The organism is Frankia sp. CgJB1 (assembly GCF_977947065.1).
In genome coordinates this window covers 1-16,340 of sequence record NZ_CDWTNB010000087.1, presented here as the reverse complement: position 1 = coordinate 16,340, position 16,340 = coordinate 1, and the positions used below count along the sequence as shown (strand labels likewise).

Sequence of the window (16,340 nt, the reverse complement as noted above, 5' to 3'; positions counted from 1 at the left end):
GCTGTGGCCGGCACCGACGTCGTCGAGCGCGACCGCCACCCCCAGCGCACGAACCTCGTTCAGCACCTCGCGTGCGCCGCGCAGATCGTCGATCCGGCTCGTTTCGGTGATCTCGACCACCAGCCTGCCCGGGTCGAACCGACTGGCCGCCAGTGCCTGGGCGACGCTGTCGAGCAGCATGGTGTCGGCAACCCTGCTGGCTGAGACGTTCACGTGCAGCCGCAGTGCCGAGGCCGGGTACGCCACGGCGACCTCCGCGCAGGCCTGGGTGAGGACCATGTCGTCGAGGGCGCCGACGATGCCGCCGTCCTCCGCGGCCGCAACAAAGGTGCCCGGTGGCACCGGTCCACGCCCCGGCTCCGTCCATCGGGCGAGCGCCTCCAAGGCGACCGGACTGCGATCGCGCAGCCGCACGATGGGCTGGTAGTGCACGTCGAAGCCGGCCGACCGTCCTCCCCTGCGCAGGGCGGTGGCGAGGGCGTCGGCGAGGTGCGTGCCGGCGCTGGGCGGGCACAGCCCGGGCCGGTAGACCACCAGACGGTTCTTTCCCGTTCGTTTTGCCGTGTGGACGGCTGTGTCGGCCCGCCGGAGCAGCGCCTCGGTGGTCTCCTGGGTCCGACGCGCGACGACCAGCCCCACACTCCCGCGGACCGGCCAGAGGTGACCGGCGGCCGGCGCCGGCTGGCGCAGCGCGGCCAGGACCCGTTCGGCAACGGTCTCGGGCAGTTCCCGCCCACCGTCCAACAGCACGGCGAACTCGTCGGAGCCGAGCCTCGCCACAGTGTCCGACGTGCCTACGCAGTGTCGTAGCCGTTGCCCGACCGCGCGCAGGAGATAATCACCCGCGGCGTGCCCGAGGCTGTCGTTGACGACCCGGAAGTCGTCGAGGTCGCAGTACAGAACGGCCACGTCACGGCCGTCGTGGCGGCTCGCGGCGAGGGCGTCGGTGAGCCGCTGCTGGAACAGGGTGCGGTTGGCCAGCTCGGTCAACGGGTCATGGGATGTCCAGTGCCGCACCTCGTGTTCGGCCTCGCAGACCCGGCTCGCCAACCGCTGACTCGTCCGCAGGGTCGTCAGCTGCCGGACGAGGACGGTGAGGACGAGCGTCGCACCCCCGATGATCTCGATCGGATCGAGAACGACTCCGCCGTGGGCCCGCCCCAGCAGAAGCGCCGCGACCACGGCCGCGGCGACATAGGGTACCGCCGGCCACAGCCATCCGAGCAGTTCGCCGCGAACAGGCCATCGGCGGGGCCGGCGGCCGTTCTCCCGGCCGTCCTCCCGGCCGGCACGCGATGCCGCAAGAACGATCAACAGGGCGCCGGCGACCGAGCAGGAACCCGTCATCGTGGGATCACCGTCGTCGAGCTGAACGATCCACACACCGACGACCGCGAGGCACACCAGTCCGGTTCCGGCGATCGCGATGGCGGGCAGATCCACCGGCTGCCGGAAGCCTGCCACGTGCAGGAATACGAGGATCAGCAGGAGCACGACGATCGGATGCGCAACCGCGAGGAGATGCTCCACCGGCTGCGGCGGGCGGGAGGAGTCCACTTCGTCGATCCCGGCGAGCACCCCGGACCAGGCGAGCAGGAACAGGGAGTTGCCGAGTATGACCTCGTCGAACGCGGTGGCCGGACTGGCGCGCGGATAGGCGGCGCCCGCCCCCTCGCCGCCCGCCCCGGCGACGCGGGTGAGCCGCGGGGAACTCGGCGGCCAGCGGTTGGTGCCCCCAGCGAGGCCAGCCATCCCTGCCGGCGCCAGCACGCCCGCGCGCGGTCGTGATCGACGCGCCCGACCCGCGGGAACAGCCGCGAAGGCGACGAGCGCGAGGACCGGCATGGCGAGTTGGCCGACGTCGGTGAGATACCCGGCATCCGTCGCGGTCCGCCCTCCGACCGATGCCCCGTCCCAGCGGTGCAGCATCCATCCGGCCTGCCCGACCGTCCAGGTCGTCAGCGCGAAGGACAGCCATACCAGCCAGCGGCCCCGTACTCGACCGAGACGGCGACCGGCCCGGGCACAACTTAGTGTCGCGGTCAGGACCGCGGCGATCGCGGCGGCGTCGACGAGCATCCCTCGTCCCGTCCTCCTCCCCCTGCGCCGGCCGCCTGGGGCAGTCGGCCGCCTGGGGCAGAGGGATCCGACCGGACCACGGAAACGGCCGGCTACATCACGACAAGATACAAACGAGCGCGACGGCACCCCTCGACACCGTAGCGCGTGATCGCTATATCACAAAGAGTAGGCGGATACCTCGCGTGCCGCGCGGTCTCTGCCAGCGTCCGGATCGGGGCCAGACCGGCGATACGGGTCCCATCCGGCCCCCCGCTGCCAGAGATGCCGGATCGACGCTGCCGAGTCCATCGGGGGCTGGCACCATCTACAGGCATGAGCGAGCTGCTGGCGACCCATCCTGAACAGCCTCAGCGCAAGGCCCGCAGTGGCCTGCTCGAGCCTCTGGAGGCGCCGCGCCAGCCGGCGCCGTCCGACCTGCCCGCCGGCCGCTTCATCAACCGGGAGGCGTCCTGGCTCGACTTCAACGCCCGGGTCCTCGCGCTCGCCGAGGACGTGTCCACGTCCCTGCTGGAGCGCGCGAAGTTCCTGGCGATCTTCGCCAGCAACCTGGATGAGTTCTTCATGGTCCGGGTCGCGGGGCTGATGCGACGCGAGGCGACGGGACTGGCCGTCCGTTCCGCCGACGGGCTGACCTCCCGGGAACAACTCGATCTCATCAGCAAGATGACGGCCGAGCTCGCCCAGCGGCATTCGCGGTGCTTCACCGAAGAGGTGGGGCCGTCACTGGCCCATGCCGGGATCAGCATCCGGTTCTGGTCCCAGCTGACCGAGACCCAGCGTGATCAGCTGCACCACTATTTCCACGAGCAGATCTTCCCGGTGCTCACCCCCCTCGCCGTCGATCCGGCGCATCCCTTCCCCTACATCAGCGGGCTGTCGCTCAATCTGGCCGTCCAGGTCCGTGAGCCGGGCGGGGAGGTCGACCGCTTCGCCCGGGTGAAGGTGCCCCAGAACGTTCCTCGGCTGATCCCCGTGGCGGTGGAGCCCACGGGCACGACCGGTGTCCCGGGGGGCTTGGCCCCCCAGGCGAGCGCATGCTTCGTCCCGCTGGAGAAAGTGATCGCCGCCCATCTCTCCCAGCTGTTCCCGGGCGTGGAAGTGATCGACTCCCATCTGTTCCGGGTCACCCGCAACGCCGACCTCGAGGTCGAGGAGGACGAGGCGGAGGATCTGCTCCAGGCCCTGGAGCGCGAGCTCGCCCGGCGCCGGTTCGGTCCCGCCGTCCGCCTGGAGGTGGACGCCGACATCGATGATGATTTGCTCATCCTGCTGATGCGGGAGCTGGAGATCACCGAACGCGAGGTACATCGGGTCGCCGGCCTGCTCGACCTGTCGACCCTGTGGGCTCTCTACGACCTCGACCGCCCGGAGCTGAGGGATACGCCGCGGGTCCCGATCACACATCCGCGGCTGACGACCGATGAGGGCGAGACACCGGACTTCTTCAGCGTGCTCCGGGAGGGCGACGTCCTCGTCCACCACCCGTACGACTCGTTCACCACGTCCGTCCAGCGGTTCATCGAGCAGGCGGCGGCCGATCCGCATGTTCTCGCCATCAAGCAGACGCTCTATCGCACGTCCGGGGACTCCCCCATCGTGGATGCCCTCATCGCCGCGGCCGAGGCGGGGAAGCAGGTCGTCGTCCTCGTCGAGATCAAGGCCCGGTTCGACGAGAGCGCCAACATCCGCTGGGCCCGCGAACTGGAACGGGCCGGCTGCCACGTGGTCTACGGTCTCATCGGCCTGAAGACCCACTGCAAGACCTGCCTCGTGGTACGCCAGGAACACGGCGGCCTGCGCCGCTACTGCCATGTGGGTACCGGCAACTACAACCCCAAGACCGCTCGGCTCTACGAGGACCTCGGGCTGCTGACCGCCGACCCGGACGTGGGCGCGGATCTCACCGACCTGTTCAACGTCCTCACCGGCTACAGCCGGCAGACGGAGTACCGCTCGCTGCTGGTCGCCCCGCAGCACATGCGGGACGGCATCCTGCAGCGGATCGAAGCCGAGGCCCAGGCTGCCCGGGAGGGCCGGGAATCCGGGATCCGCATCAAGGTCAACAGCCTCGTCGACGAGCAGGTGATCGACGCCCTGTATCACGCCTCCATCGCCGGGGTACCCGTGCACTGCCTGGTCCGCGGGATCTGCGCCCTACGGCCCGGAGTGCCGGGCCTGTCGGAAACGGTCCACGTGCGTTCGATCCTGGGGCGGTTCCTGGAGCACAGCCGGGTCCTCGAGTTCACCTCGTCCGGCGAGTTCTGGATCGGCAGTGCGGACATGATGCACCGCAATCTCGACCGTCGTATCGAGGCACTCGTGCGCGTCCCGCACCCGGACCGGCGAGACACCCTGCGGCAGATGCTCGACCACGCGTTCTCCGACGAGGTGTCCGCCTGGGTGCTGCAGTCCGACGGCCACTGGGAACGACGCACGACCGGGCCGGACGACGTTCGCCTGTCGGACTACCAGCACGACCTGCTGGCCGACGCCATGCGGTGCGGGCACCGGTAAGCCCGGCGCCCGCACCGATGGTCAGTCGTTGCTCGCCGAGACGCTCGACTTGAACTCGGAGCCGGGCCGGAACTTTGGCACGACCGAGGCAGCGACGTGCACGGGCTCACCCGTCGCCGGGTTACGACCCGTGCGGGCGGCACGTTCCACCCGCTCGAACACGCCGAAGCCGGTGATGGTCACCTTCTCTCCGCTCGCGACGGCCTCCTGAATGGCGTCGAACACCGCGTCGACGGCCTTGGTGGCGTTCGACCGCCCGCCCTCGATCTGCTGGGCGATGCGGTCAACCAACTGGGACTTGTTCACAACAACCTCCGGACGCCCCCCGCGGGCGCGGGGTGGGGAGCAGATCGGGCATCACACTGCGCTGCACCGTAGGCATCTCCACTGTCGAGGGCAATTCCCGTGAGCGTGTCGCGTCACACAAACCCGCACGTCAACGGGTTCGCTCCGGTGGGCGAGGGGATGCGTAGGGTCCGGCCGGCATAGCCCGTTCGGCAGATTCATTACGTTCAGTAGCGAGAATTGCCTTTCGGTTTGGATGCAATGTCACCCTTTGGTAGCCGGATGCCCCCGGCCTCGCCGATACCACTCCGATGGGTAGCTGCCCGGACGCCAACCGCGACAGTCAATTCATCCCCCTCGGAGACGATCAATTCCCCCCGATGCGCCCGCCACCCATCTCACCCTCCCGAATGTGAGATATGACACGCGCCACCGTGAACCCTCGGCCAGGACCGGATCCGACCCTGTCCCGGCGGATGGTGCGTACTCGGGAACCGGCGCACCCGGACACCGGTGACCGGGTGACAGCCCCGGGCGTTAGGCGGTGGTCGGCGACCAGGCGGGCCGGCCAGCCTCGAAAGAGATGATCATCTCTTCGTGGCGAAGGGTCAGCCCGACGTCGTCGAGCCCCTCCATCAACCGCCAGCGGGTGAAGTCGTCGAGGTCGAAGGTGGCCACCAGCCCCGCGCCCCGGACCTCGCGCGCAACGAGATCAACAGTGATCTCGATCGTGGGATCGGCCTCGACGGCGGACGTGAGTGCCTCGACCGTCTCAGCCGGCAGCTGCACCGGCAACAGTCCGTTGCCGAGGGCGTTGCCGCGGAAGATGTCCGCGAACCGGGGCGAGAGCACGGCACGGAACCCATAGTCCTGCAGCGCCCAGACGGCGTGCTCCCGCGAGGAACCGGTGCCGAAGTCCGGGCCGGCCAGCAGGATCGACGCCGCGGCGTACACCGGGTTGTTCAGCACGAAGCCGTCGTCGGCGCGCCACTGCGCGAACAGGCCGGCGCCGAACCCCGTCCGCTCGATCCGCTTGAGCCACTCACTCGGAATGATCTGATCGGTATCGACGTCGCTGCGGCGCAGCGGCACCGCGCGCCCGGTGTGAATCGTGAACGCCTCCATCGCGGAAACGCTCCCCTCTCGAAGAAGTCGTGGATGAACGACGATCGCCGTCGTGCGTGGACCGACGATCCACGCCGGGCGCGCTACAGATCCGCCGGAGCGGTCAGCCGACCGGTCACGGCGGTGGCCGCGGCGACCGCGGGCGAGACGAGATGGGTGCGCCCACCCGGCCCCTGCCGGCCTTCGAAGTTGCGGTTCGACGTCGAGGCACTGCGCTCGCCGGGCCGGAGCGTGTCGGGGTTCATGCCGAGGCACATCGAACAGCCGGCGCTGCGCCACTGCGCTCCCGCAGCCCGAAAGACCTCGTCGAGCCCCTCCGCCTCGGCCTGCGCCTTCACCGCCATGGAGCCGGGAACGACCAGGACCCGGACCCCCTCGCTCACCCGCCGGCCGCGCAGCACGTCGGCGGCGGCGCGCAGGTCGCTCAGGCGCCCGTTGGTGCACGATCCGATGAACACCGTGTCGACGGCGACGTCGGACAACGGGGTGCCGGAGGTGAGGCCCATGTAGGTCAGCGCTCGTTCGACCGAGGCCCGCGCGGCCGCGTCCGGGTAGTCGGCGGGCGCGGGAACCAGCGATCCGAGCGGTGCGGCCTGGCCCGGGTTGGTGCCCCAGGTGACGTAGGGCGTGAGGCTCACGGCATCGATCACGACCTCCCGGTCGAAGGCCGCGTCGGAGTCGGAGGCGAGGGTACGCCAGTAGGCCACCGCTTCCTCCCAAGCGGCACCAGTGGCGACATGCGGCCGCCCGGCGAGATACTCGAACGTGACGTCGTCGGGCGCGATCATCCCGGCGCGCGCGCCGGCCTCGATAGACATGTTGCAGACCGTCATCCGGCCCTCCATCGGCAGGGCCCGGATCGCCGCACCGCGGTACTCGATGACGTGGCCGGCACCACCGCCGGTGCCGATCCGCGCAATGATCGCCAGGATGAGATCCTTCGCGGTGACCCCGACGGGCAGGTCGCCTGCCACGGTGATCGCCATCGTCTTCGGCCTGCGCTGCGGCAATGTCTGGGTCGCGAGGACGTGCTCGACCTGGCTGGTGCCGATCCCGAAAGCCAGCGCTCCGAACGCGCCATGGGTGGAGGTGTGGCTGTCACCGCAAACGATCGTCATGCCGGGCTGGGACAGCCCGAGCTGTGGGCCGACGACGTGCACGATGCCCTGACCCGGGTCGTTCATCGGGTACAGCCGCACCCCAAACTCGGCGCAGTTCTTCCGCAGCGCCTCCACCTGAGCCGCCGAGATCGGATCGGCGATCGGCGCCAGCGTGTCGGTGGTGGGGACGTTGTGATCCTCGGTGGCGAGGGTCAGCTCCGGACGCCGCACGGGCCGCCCGGCCAGCCGCAGGGCCTCGAACGCCTGCGGCGAGGTGACCTCGTGAACCAGGTGCAGATCGATGTACAGCAGATCCGGTTCGCCGTCGGCGCGCCGCACCACGTGGGCGTCCCAGACCTTTTCCGCAAGTGTGCGCCCCATGGTCGACCCATTCTCCCCTCTTCTGGCGTGGCGATAAGCTTCCCTGTCTTCTGGCGTGGCGATGAGCTTCCCTGCCCCACAGCCTGTTGTCTCATGATGTGGGATGACAGTATCAATGTGTGAAACAGCTTAGCGGAGTCGGAGTCCTGGACAAAGCAGCCCTCATGCTGACCGCCGTCGAGGCGGGACCGGCGTCACTCGCTGATCTGGTGGCCCGAACCGGGCTCACCCGCGCGACGGCGCATCGGCTGGCACACGCTCTCGAGGTCCACCGCCTCCTGGGCCGGACCGCCGACGGCCGCTTCGTCCCCGGGCCGCGGCTCGCCGCCGGGACCCCGACCCCCCTGCCGTGGGACCTGCTGGATCGGGCCGGCCGGGTTCTCACCGAGCTTCGCGAGATGACCGGAGAAAGTGCCCAGCTCTATGTGCGGCGCGGGGCCCTGCGCCACTGCGTCGCCGCCTCCGAACGCGCCAGCGGCCTGCGCGACACCGTGCCCGTCGGCGCCACGCTCCCGATGACGGCGGGATCCGGCGCTCAGGTCCTCCTCGCCTTCGCGGCACATCCCGAGCCGGAACTGCTCGCCGGCGCCCTGTTCGACGAAGCCGTCCTCCGCCGGGTGCGCGATCGTGGCTGGGCGGAGAGCATCGGGGAACGCGAGAGGGGGTTGGCGTCCGTGTCCGCCCCGGTGCACGACGGCCCGGGAACAGTGATCGCGGCAGTGTCCCTGTCGGGGCCGGTGGAGCGGCTCACCCGGTCGCCGGGACGCCGGCACGGCGCGGCGGTCCTCGCCCGCGGCGGCCCGGCTCTCGACACCGACCGTCGGCTGACACACCCACCCGCCTGCATCCACCCGCCACCAACCGCCGACCACCGGATGTCGGTCACCAACGGTGGACCGCCACAACTTTTCCTCGGCCACAAAACACGCGACCAGACCTTTTTCGTCGGCCGTTCTTGCCATTCGCCATTTTGAATCCCCCATTCGGACCCCACGCCCGCGACTGCCCGGGCTACATCTGCCGGTGGCGGGCGGCGGCTCTACCGCGCAGGGGTATCCCCCGCCGCGCGGCTTCGCCGCCCTACGTCGTAGCCTGTTCGAGTCATCCGTCTCGGATGATCGGAACAGTAGGCCGGATGACCCATGCGGGTATTGGCATCTAGTGCAAGCGATACAGCTCGCCCGCGCACTGGTGCGCTCGTCCGGATGACGCTCCGGGCTCCGCCCACGGGCCGCCGCCGCCCGCAGCGGCGCCGCCGTAGGCTCGGCCGCCCCGGGCGGCGCCAAAGAAGGGGACAACGCGCGGTGCGCAAACTGGGTTCGCGGTACGTGCTGCACGAGGTACTCGGGCAGGGTACGACCGGCCAAGTCTGGCGGGGCGCCGCCGTCTCGGACGGTGCTCCCGTGGCCATCAAGGTGCTGCGCCCCGAGCTCGCCGACGATCCCAAGATCGTGGAGCGCTTCCTGCGTGAGTGGGACCTTCTGATCGACCTCGACAGCCCGGATCTCGTCGCCGTACGCGATCTGGTGAACGAACCCGATGTGCTCGCCATAGTCATGGATCTGGTTGACGGTCCCGACCTGCGGGCCCATCTGCGCGAGTTCGGGCCTCGGCCGGTGGAGGAGGCGGTCCGGCTCGTCGTCGGCACCCTGTGGGCGCTCGACAGCGTGCACGCCGCCGACGTCATCCACCGGGACGTCAAACCCGAGAACATACTCATCGACACCTCCGATCCGGCTCATCCGATCGTGCGCCTGACCGACTTCGGGATCGCCCAGATGATCAATGGTTCGTCCCGGACCAGCACCACCGGACCGATCGGGACCCCGCTCTACATGGCCCCCGAGCTGAGCACGGGCGCGCCACCGACCCCGGCAGCGGACGTGTACTCGGCGGGAGTCGTGCTGTACGAGCTTCTCGCGGGTTCGCCGCCGTTCGACTCCCCCAACCCGACCGAGCTCCTGCAGGCGCACCGCGAAAAACAGCCCCAGCCCATTCAGGGTGTGCCGGCGCCGGTGTGGGGTGTGCTGGCCGGAATGCTCGCCAAGTCCCCGAGGCAGCGGCCCGTGAGCGCCGCCGATGCGGCCGAGGACCTGGTCGAGGCGCTCGAGGCCAGCCGTTGGGGGACCGGCTACGCGTCCAGGCCAGGCAGCCATGCCGACCATGACAACCGAATCCAGCTCTCCGCACTCGCCGGCGCGTCCGCGGCCCGGGCCGACAATCATTCCCCCGCCACGGGAACGCAGCGCGTGGTGCGCTCCGCCGCCGTGGCCGCGGCGGCGGGCACGGGAGGCGTGGTCGGCGCATCCGCCGCGCCTGACTGGTCCGACCTGGAGCACACGCAGATCGCGGGCAGTCTGCTGACCACCGCCACGAAGACCGGTGGCACGAAGACCGGTGGACGGGATGGCGGCGTCGAGCGCACCCGGATGGCCCCGGCCACCGGCGGCCGGGGAGGGTGGGACGGTGACGCCCCGACCGGCATACAGCCGGCGCTGCGGATCCCGGCCCGCTCCGACGCTCCGGCCGCGGACACGAACACAGTCATGTCGGCGATCCCGGCGAACCACCAACCCGGCCCCCCGATCGGTGGGGCCGCGGCCGCCTCGCGGGCGGCCGCCGACCGGCGGCGGCGTAGCCGGATCGCGGCGGGTGCGGGCCTTGTCGTCGCCCTCGTCGCCGGTGCCGGCGGCTGGGCGCTCGCCTCCAGCGGGGGCACCGGCGCGGAACTGAGCACGGACGGTCCCACCGGGGTGTCCGCCGCGGCAGCCTCGGGCGGTTCCGGCTTCGGAACCAGCGGAGCCGCCGCTCCGGGCGTGGCCGTTGGGGTCAACCCGACGAGCCTCTCCGGGGGCGGGGCGACCCCGCGGCCCAGCGCGAAGGGATCTCCCTCCCCCGGCGCCGGTACGGCGGCTGCGGCTAGCCCCACAGGGGCCACGCCGACGAACAGTCCGACGGCGCGGAGCAGCCCGTCCCCGTCGCCCACCGACGACGGCACGGCGACCGTTCCCAACACCGAGGGCAGCTCGTTCACCACGGCGGAGCACACCCTGAGGTCGGCGGGCTTCACGCACCTCAGTAAGGCCTTCGGGTGTTACGGTGCCGGTGCGGTCGACACCGTCGCGCAGCAGTCCCCGAAGTCGGGAAAGATCGCCAAAACGACCACGATCAACCTGCAGGTCGAGGATTGCGCGCAGGTACCCGGCGTCATCGGAATGACCGAGTCGGACGCCAAGTGGCAGCTCAGCTTCGCCGGCTTCACCTCCACCGCGGTCAACGGGTCGTGCGCCAACGGCGAGACCAGTAGGGTGTCGGCGTACTCCCCCACCGGACAGCGCCCACGCCATTCCACGACGGTGACGTTGACCCTGGCCTGCACCAAGCCCCCGGCGTCCGCCCCGGCCCCGACCCCGACATCGACGGCCAAGAACTGAACGCCTGACCATCGGGCCGCCGCCTGGGCAGGTCCCGGCGCCTTCCCGGCACGGGGATCAGCCCGGCACGAGGAACGGTCTTCCCGCCCCGCTCAGCCGAGACGGTCCATGGGCAACGAGCGGATGTCGTTCCGGGGACCAGCGAGCGGCCCGCCGGTAAGCCGTGGCTTACCCGGCTCCTCGTCGACCCGGATACTGCGCGGCAGGGGCATCGGAACCGGCAGTTCCGCCTCAGGCTCCGGCGCGAGCGCCGCCAGGCTGGTCGCCGCCCACAGGTCCACCTCGACGATGATCTCGCCGTTCTCCGAGGACATCCGCAGCCGTCCCCCGTGTACCTCGACGAGGCGTCGCACGACGTAGAGCCCCATGCCGGCCCCGTCCGTGGGGCGGGTCGCCGTGCCGTCCCGCTGGGTGAACAGTTCGAAAAGCTGGCGGATGGTGTCGGGGTCGAGATCGGGCCCGGGATTACGGACGCGCAGGACGACCTCGTCGCCCACCCGGCCGGCTATGAGCCGTACCGGCGCTCCCGGCCAGGAGTGCACCAGGGCGTTGTCGACGAGGTTCGCGACCACCTGGATGAGGGCCTGTCGGGCCATCCGCACCGGCAGCTCCAGCGGAAGATCCACCGTCACGCTGCTCGGCGACCCGGTGTACGAGAGCGTGGCGAGCACGTGCCGGACGACCTCCGGCAGATCGGCGATGGTGGTCTCGTCCGTGCCGGTGGCCGTGGCGGCCGTGAGCATGTTCTCCAGCAGGCGGGAGAGGCGATCGGAGTAGTTCACCGCCGCATCGAGCAGATCGTCGAGCTGGGCGTCCGAGAGCCGGTCGCGACGGCGCTTGATGGTCAACAGGTTTCCGCGGATACCGGTCAGTGGCGTGCGGAACTCGTGCGACACCGTCGCGACCAGGTCGCTGCGGATCCTGTCGGTCTCCTCCAACCGGGCCATCAGGCTCTGCTGACCCTCGTAGAGCTGCTGCCGGTAGTGCTCCACCCGGCGGCGGGACTGCTCGTTGTAGTGCCAGAAGACCATCTGTGCGCAGGCAAGAGCGAAGATGAAGCCGGCATGCAGGCCGGCCACCAGCCAGGCGTTGTCCAGCAGCTCCCCGTCGGCCGAAATGATGTTGCCGATCGCCAGGTTGGCGACAAACACGAAGGCGATCGCCAGCAGATAGACGGTCCACTCCTCGTAGAGCGCGATCAATGCGACGACCACGAAGAAGTGAAAGTACATCGGGGTGAGGCTGCTCGAAAAATGGACGAGGACGACCGAACAGCACAGCAGCCCGAGGCTGGCGGCCAGGGCACGGACCCGGCGGCGGCCGGGCACCACCGCGGAGGCGAACAGCAGCGCCGGCAGACTGGCCGCCAGAAAGCCGTGCACGAGACTCAGGTCGCGCCAGATCGCGTAACAGACGATGACCGGCAGGTGTATCGCCAGCACCAGGCACATCAACGTGTGACGGGCCGTCCAGTCCTCGATGGGCAGACCGCGGCCCTGGGGAAGCAGCGAGGTGATGCGCCGGGCGGCTCCCGGCAGGACGTCCACCTGCTCCGGTGCCGATCCCGGCGGGCGCAGCCGACCAGCATGGCGGGCGGCGCGCCCCACGTGCGCACTCCCATGCCGACGCCGTGCGCGTTCGGGTGCCGATGGACTGACGGTGGACATCCGCGCAAGTTTGTACCGATCCGGTGCTGGAGCACCATGGTTGTCAAGGGTGGTGTCGCATGGCGACAATGCCCAGGTTTGACTAGGCCATCTGCACCACCTGGTACCGGGCTCAACGGAGCATGGCGCGGACCTCGCCCTCCCCGCCAGGCTGTGGTCCGCGGGGTGGCCCCGAGACAGCCCCCCATGGAGGAGGACACCGTGCCCCCAGTGGCCCTGACAGCCCCAGTGGCCCTGACAGCCTCGACCGCTTCCGCGATCGCCCCGTCGACCGCGGGTCGGATCGGCCCGCCGCAGCCGGGTGCCACCGACGATCCCGCGCTGACCGCCGTCATGGCCCGGGTCGCGCGCCCCCAGCTACGCCTGGTGGCCTCGACCCCGGACACCGAGATCGAAGTGGTCCACGGCCGCGGAGGCCCAGCGTCCTGCGGCTGCCGCGCGTGCACGATGGCCCGCCACCCCGCGGCCATGCTGCGGTTCGAGGTTGTGCGGTAGGCCCGGATCCGCGCCCGACATGACGATGGCCCCCGGAGAGGAATCCGAGGGCCATCGATGGTCCGTCTTGGTGCGAGGGCGTAGCTCTCATCCTCTGCGAAGAATCGAAGATAAAACCGCTGTGTAGCCCCGACCGGATTCGAACCGGCGCTACCGCCTTGAGAGGGCGGCGTCCTGGGCCGCTAGACGACGGGGCCAAGACTCTAGGTTCTTACTTACGCGCTTACGCGCGTGTCACGCTGTACAGTATAGCGGCCAGTTTCGACCGAGCGGCAGATCTGGTGCAGCTGGGGTACCAGGACTCGAACCTGGACTAACGGAGCCAGAATCCGTTGGGCTGCCAATTACCCCATACCCCATGGGCCCTGTTCGGGCGCTGCCTATTATACCTCATGCAGACAGCACATCAGCGCGCCGGGGTGCCGATGCACGCCGGTCATCCCGTCACGTCCCGTGGCTGGGGCATCGGGAACGACCGGCAGCCACCCGACCGGCAGTCATCCGGCGGAGGATCGCGCCGCGGGCGCTAGCGAGCCGTTACCGGGTTGGTGAGCGTCCCGATGCCCTCGACGGTCACCGCCACCGTCTGCCCCGGTGACATCGGCCCCACGCCCGCGGGCGTTCCGGTCAGCAGCACGTCGCCGGGTAGCAGCGTCATGGCCGACGACATGTAGGCGATCAACGAGGGGGCGTCGCGCAGCAGCAGGCCGGTTCGGGAGCTCTGGCGCAGTTCGCCGTCCAGGGTGGTGCGGATGGTCAGATCCGCCGGGTCGAGATCCGTCTCGATCCAGGGACCGAGGGGGCAGAAGGCGTCATGGCCCTTGGCCCGGGTCCACTGGCCGTCCGCCTTCTGCTGATCGCGAGCGGTCACGTCATTGGCGCAGGTATAGCCGAGCACCACTTCGAAGGCCCGTTCCACCGGGACGTCACGGCACAGCCGGCCGATGACGATCGCCAGCTCGCCCTCGAAGTCGACCCGCTCGCTGTCCGACGGAAGGGTGATCGGATCGCCCGGGCCGGCGACGCTGGTGGAGGGCTTGAGGAAGAGGATCGGACACTCGGGCGGGGTGTCACCGCCCATCTCCCGGACATGGTCGGCATAGTTCTTGCCCACGCAGAGCACCTTGCTCGGCAGCACGGGAGCGAGCAGCCGCACATCGCCGAGCCCCCGGCGGACGCCGGTGAAGGAGAACGGACCGAACGGATGCGGGGTGATGCCGGAGATCACGGCCGTACCCGCCTCGATCGACCCCTCCACGACCCCGAACCCAGGCTCCGAACCATCGGTAAACCTCGCGATACGCACCCCCAGACCGTACCGAGCCCGCGGAAGGAGCTGACCCGACCGGCCGGTGGGCGGCCCCGCCACACCGCGGGTATGGCTCGTATGACCGACATGACCACGGCCGGGGCTGATCAAGTTCGCCAGAACGGTGACGAGTGACCGAGAATTAGGCTAGAACCCGCGCCTGGTCCACCAGCTGGTCCACCAGCGGATGGCAGCCACCCGCTCCCGCTGTCCCGTACTGACCAGATCCGACGCGGACGGCCGACATCACCGCGGAGCTGCCCGGCAAGTTACCCGGCAGAGGAAAGGGAAAGGAAAACGGTGAGCGAGACCGACACCACCCCCGTCTACGATGTCGGCGCACCCGAGCCGAAGCCGATCGACGAGGAACTGAGCGTCAAACTGGGCCACCTGGCCGAAGACGCGATCCTGCGGGGTAAACCCAACGGCGACGAGCGGTGCGACAACTGCCTGTACTACCTGGACGCCGACAAGGACATCACCTACTGCTGGCACCCGAAGCTACGCGTTCTGGTCGGCGGCGACTGGTGGTGCCAGTGGTGGGAGGAGATCCCGCAGGACTGACCCACGTAGCCGGCGGCCCGGCCCGCGGCGGCGGGCTGCTCCGCGGGCGGTACAACGGGAGCACCCACGCCCGGGCGGGGCCGCTCCCGGGGGTGGGGCCCGGCGTCAGGCCGCGTCCGGGTCTGGGCGCTCTCCCTGCCGCCGCAGTCCGTAGTCGACGGCGTCCTCCAGGGCCGCCCAGGAGGCGGCGATGATGTTCTCGTCCACGCCGATCGTGTCCCAGCACTCGCGGCCGTCACTGGTTCCCACCAGGACCCGGGTCACCGCGCCGGTCCCCTGCTTGCCGTCGAGGATCCGAACCTTGTAGTCCACCAGGTCCAGATCGGCCAACCCCGGATATGCCTTCTCCAGCGCGTTGCGCAGTGCCGTGTCGAGAGCGTTGACCGGTCCGTTCCCCTCCGCCGTCGCGACGTGGCGTTCGCCGTGCGAGGTGAGCTTCACCGTCGCCTCGCTGACCACCTCGCCGCCCGGGCGCTGCTCGACGATGACGCGCCAGGATTCGAGGGTGTAGAACCGCTGCCGGCCGGCCACCTCGTCGCGCAGCAGGAGTTCGAAGGAGGCCTCCGCGGCCTCGTAGACGTACCCGGCCGCCTCCCGCTCCTTGACCAGGTCCACCACCCGTCCGAGCGCCTCACGCTGGTTCGACAGGTCAAGGCCGAGCTCACGGCCCTTCAGTTCGATGGTCGCCCGACCGGCGAGCTCCGAGACCAGCATCCTCATGTCACTGCCCACGACCGCCGGGTCGATGTGCTGGTACAGGTCCGGATCGACCTTGACGGCGCTGGCGTGCAGGCCGGCCTTGTGCGCGAAGGCGCTGGCCCCGACGTACGGCCGGTGCGGGTCGGGCACGGAGTTGGTGACCTCGTCGATCGCGTGGGAGACCCGGACGAGCTCACGCAGCCGCCCGGGCGGCAGCACGGCCCGGTCCAACTTGGTCTCCAGACCCGCGATGACGCTCAGCAGGCTGGCGTTCCCGCACCGCTCGCCGTAGCCGTTTGCGGTGCCCTGCACGTGGGTGACGCCGGCCTCCACCGCCACCAGGGTGTTCGCGACCGCGCAGTCGGCGTCGTCGTGGCAGTGGATACCGAGCCGGGCGCCGGTCGTGGCGAGAACATCGGCGACGACCGCGCCGATCCGCGCCGGGAGCATGCCGCCGTTCGTGTCGCACAGCACGACGACCTCGGCACCGGCCTCGGCCGCAACGGAGACGACCTCAAGGGCGTAGGCGGGATGCACCCGATAGCCGTCGAAGAAGTGCTCGGCGTCGACGAAGACCCGCTTTCCCTCCGCGCGCAGATGCACGACGGTGTCCCGGATCATCGCGAGATTCTCGGCCGGGGTGGTGCGCAGGGCACGTTCGACGTGGCGCAGATCCGACTTGGCG

General features: G+C 70.0%; 12 protein-coding genes and 2 tRNA genes. 5 read left to right on the top strand and 9 right to left on the bottom strand.

The window, feature by feature from the left end:
* The coding region (locus AC08OT_RS11715; RefSeq protein WP_476602813.1) for a putative bifunctional diguanylate cyclase/phosphodiesterase at nucleotides 1-2,079 on the bottom strand (2,079 nt) is incomplete at its 3' end.
* Between the two features lie 315 nt (nucleotides 2,080-2,394).
* Here AC08OT_RS11715 and AC08OT_RS11710 point away from each other — a divergent pair.
* Complete coding sequence (locus AC08OT_RS11710) at nucleotides 2,395-4,596, top strand: RNA degradosome polyphosphate kinase (RefSeq protein WP_476591569.1); 2,202 nt, start codon at nucleotides 2,395-2,397, stop codon at nucleotides 4,594-4,596.
* A gap of 21 nt (nucleotides 4,597-4,617) precedes the next feature.
* Here the strand turns inward: AC08OT_RS11710 and AC08OT_RS11705 are convergent, their stop codons facing one another.
* From AC08OT_RS11705 to leuC, 3 genes are all read right to left on the bottom strand, one after another.
* Entirely contained in the window at nucleotides 4,618-4,902 is a 285-nt protein-coding gene (locus AC08OT_RS11705) for an HU family DNA-binding protein (protein WP_011437995.1), read from the bottom strand.
* A 516-nt stretch (nucleotides 4,903-5,418) separates the two neighbouring features.
* Nucleotides 5,419-6,006 (bottom strand): 3-isopropylmalate dehydratase small subunit, encoded by a 588-nt coding sequence (gene leuD, locus AC08OT_RS11700; protein ID WP_476591568.1) that lies wholly within the window; start codon nucleotides 6,004-6,006, stop codon nucleotides 5,419-5,421.
* An 83-nt stretch (nucleotides 6,007-6,089) separates the two neighbouring features.
* On the bottom strand, nucleotides 6,090-7,487 hold the full coding sequence (leuC, locus tag AC08OT_RS11695; protein ID WP_476591567.1) for a 3-isopropylmalate dehydratase large subunit: 1,398 nt from the start codon (nucleotides 7,485-7,487) through the stop codon (nucleotides 6,090-6,092).
* Between the two features lie 164 nt (nucleotides 7,488-7,651).
* Here leuC and AC08OT_RS11690 point away from each other — a divergent pair, with 164 nt between their 5' ends.
* Both AC08OT_RS11690 and AC08OT_RS11685 read left to right on the top strand, forming a co-directional pair.
* Nucleotides 7,652-8,461, top strand: a complete 810-nt coding sequence (locus tag AC08OT_RS11690) for an IclR family transcriptional regulator (protein ID WP_476591566.1) — start codon at nucleotides 7,652-7,654, stop codon at nucleotides 8,459-8,461.
* 330 nt (nucleotides 8,462-8,791) lie between these two features.
* Nucleotides 8,792-10,921, top strand: coding sequence for a protein kinase domain-containing protein (locus tag AC08OT_RS11685; protein ID WP_476602812.1), 2,130 nt, complete (start codon nucleotides 8,792-8,794; stop codon nucleotides 10,919-10,921).
* Between the two features lie 92 nt (nucleotides 10,922-11,013).
* On the opposite strand, the gene AC08OT_RS11680 is transcribed toward AC08OT_RS11685, so the two are convergent.
* Nucleotides 11,014-12,588 carry a sensor histidine kinase gene (locus tag AC08OT_RS11680; RefSeq protein WP_476593734.1) on the bottom strand — a complete coding sequence of 525 codons (1,575 nt, stop codon included), beginning with the start codon at nucleotides 12,586-12,588 and terminating at the stop codon, nucleotides 11,014-11,016.
* 201 nt (nucleotides 12,589-12,789) lie between these two features.
* Between AC08OT_RS11680 and AC08OT_RS11675 the strand changes: the two genes are divergently transcribed.
* Complete coding sequence (locus AC08OT_RS11675; RefSeq protein WP_476593733.1) at nucleotides 12,790-13,083, top strand: hypothetical protein; 294 nt, start codon at nucleotides 12,790-12,792, stop codon at nucleotides 13,081-13,083.
* Between the two features lie 124 nt (nucleotides 13,084-13,207).
* On the opposite strand, the gene AC08OT_RS11670 is transcribed toward AC08OT_RS11675, so the two are convergent.
* From AC08OT_RS11670 to AC08OT_RS11660, 3 genes are all read right to left on the bottom strand, one after another.
* Nucleotides 13,208-13,280 (bottom strand) — tRNA-Glu (locus tag AC08OT_RS11670).
* 90 nt (nucleotides 13,281-13,370) lie between these two features.
* Nucleotides 13,371-13,442, bottom strand: a tRNA-Gln gene (locus AC08OT_RS11665).
* Nucleotides 13,443-13,609: 167 nt separating this feature from the next.
* The gene (locus AC08OT_RS11660; protein WP_476593732.1) at nucleotides 13,610-14,389 is read right to left on the bottom strand and encodes a fumarylacetoacetate hydrolase family protein; all 780 of its coding nucleotides are present in this window, start codon (nucleotides 14,387-14,389) and stop codon (nucleotides 13,610-13,612) included.
* Between the two features lie 303 nt (nucleotides 14,390-14,692).
* Here AC08OT_RS11660 and AC08OT_RS11655 point away from each other — a divergent pair, with 303 nt between their 5' ends.
* Nucleotides 14,693-14,956, top strand: coding sequence for a hypothetical protein (locus AC08OT_RS11655; RefSeq protein WP_462186127.1), 264 nt, complete (start codon nucleotides 14,693-14,695; stop codon nucleotides 14,954-14,956).
* 105 nt (nucleotides 14,957-15,061) lie between these two features.
* Here AC08OT_RS11655 and cimA read toward each other — a convergent pair.
* Nucleotides 15,062-16,340: citramalate synthase (cimA, locus tag AC08OT_RS11650; RefSeq protein ID WP_476602811.1), on the bottom strand; the 1,279-nt coding region annotated here is incomplete at its 5' end.

Excerpts from the sequence above, each read along its gene's own strand:
- AC08OT_RS11710 (WP_476591569.1), top strand. The coding sequence starts at position 2,395 with ATGAGCGAGCTGCTGGCGACCCATCCTGAACAGCCTCAGCGCAAGGCC.
- leuD (WP_476591568.1), bottom strand. The coding sequence starts at position 6,006 with ATGGAGGCGTTCACGATTCACACCGGGCGCGCGGTGCCGCTGCGCCGC.
- leuC (WP_476591567.1), bottom strand. The coding sequence starts at position 7,487 with ATGGGGCGCACACTTGCGGAAAAGGTCTGGGACGCCCACGTGGTGCGG.
- AC08OT_RS11690 (WP_476591566.1), top strand. The coding sequence starts at position 7,652 with ATGCTGACCGCCGTCGAGGCGGGACCGGCGTCACTCGCTGATCTGGTG.
- AC08OT_RS11680 (WP_476593734.1), bottom strand. The coding sequence starts at position 12,588 with ATGTCCACCGTCAGTCCATCGGCACCCGAACGCGCACGGCGTCGGCAT.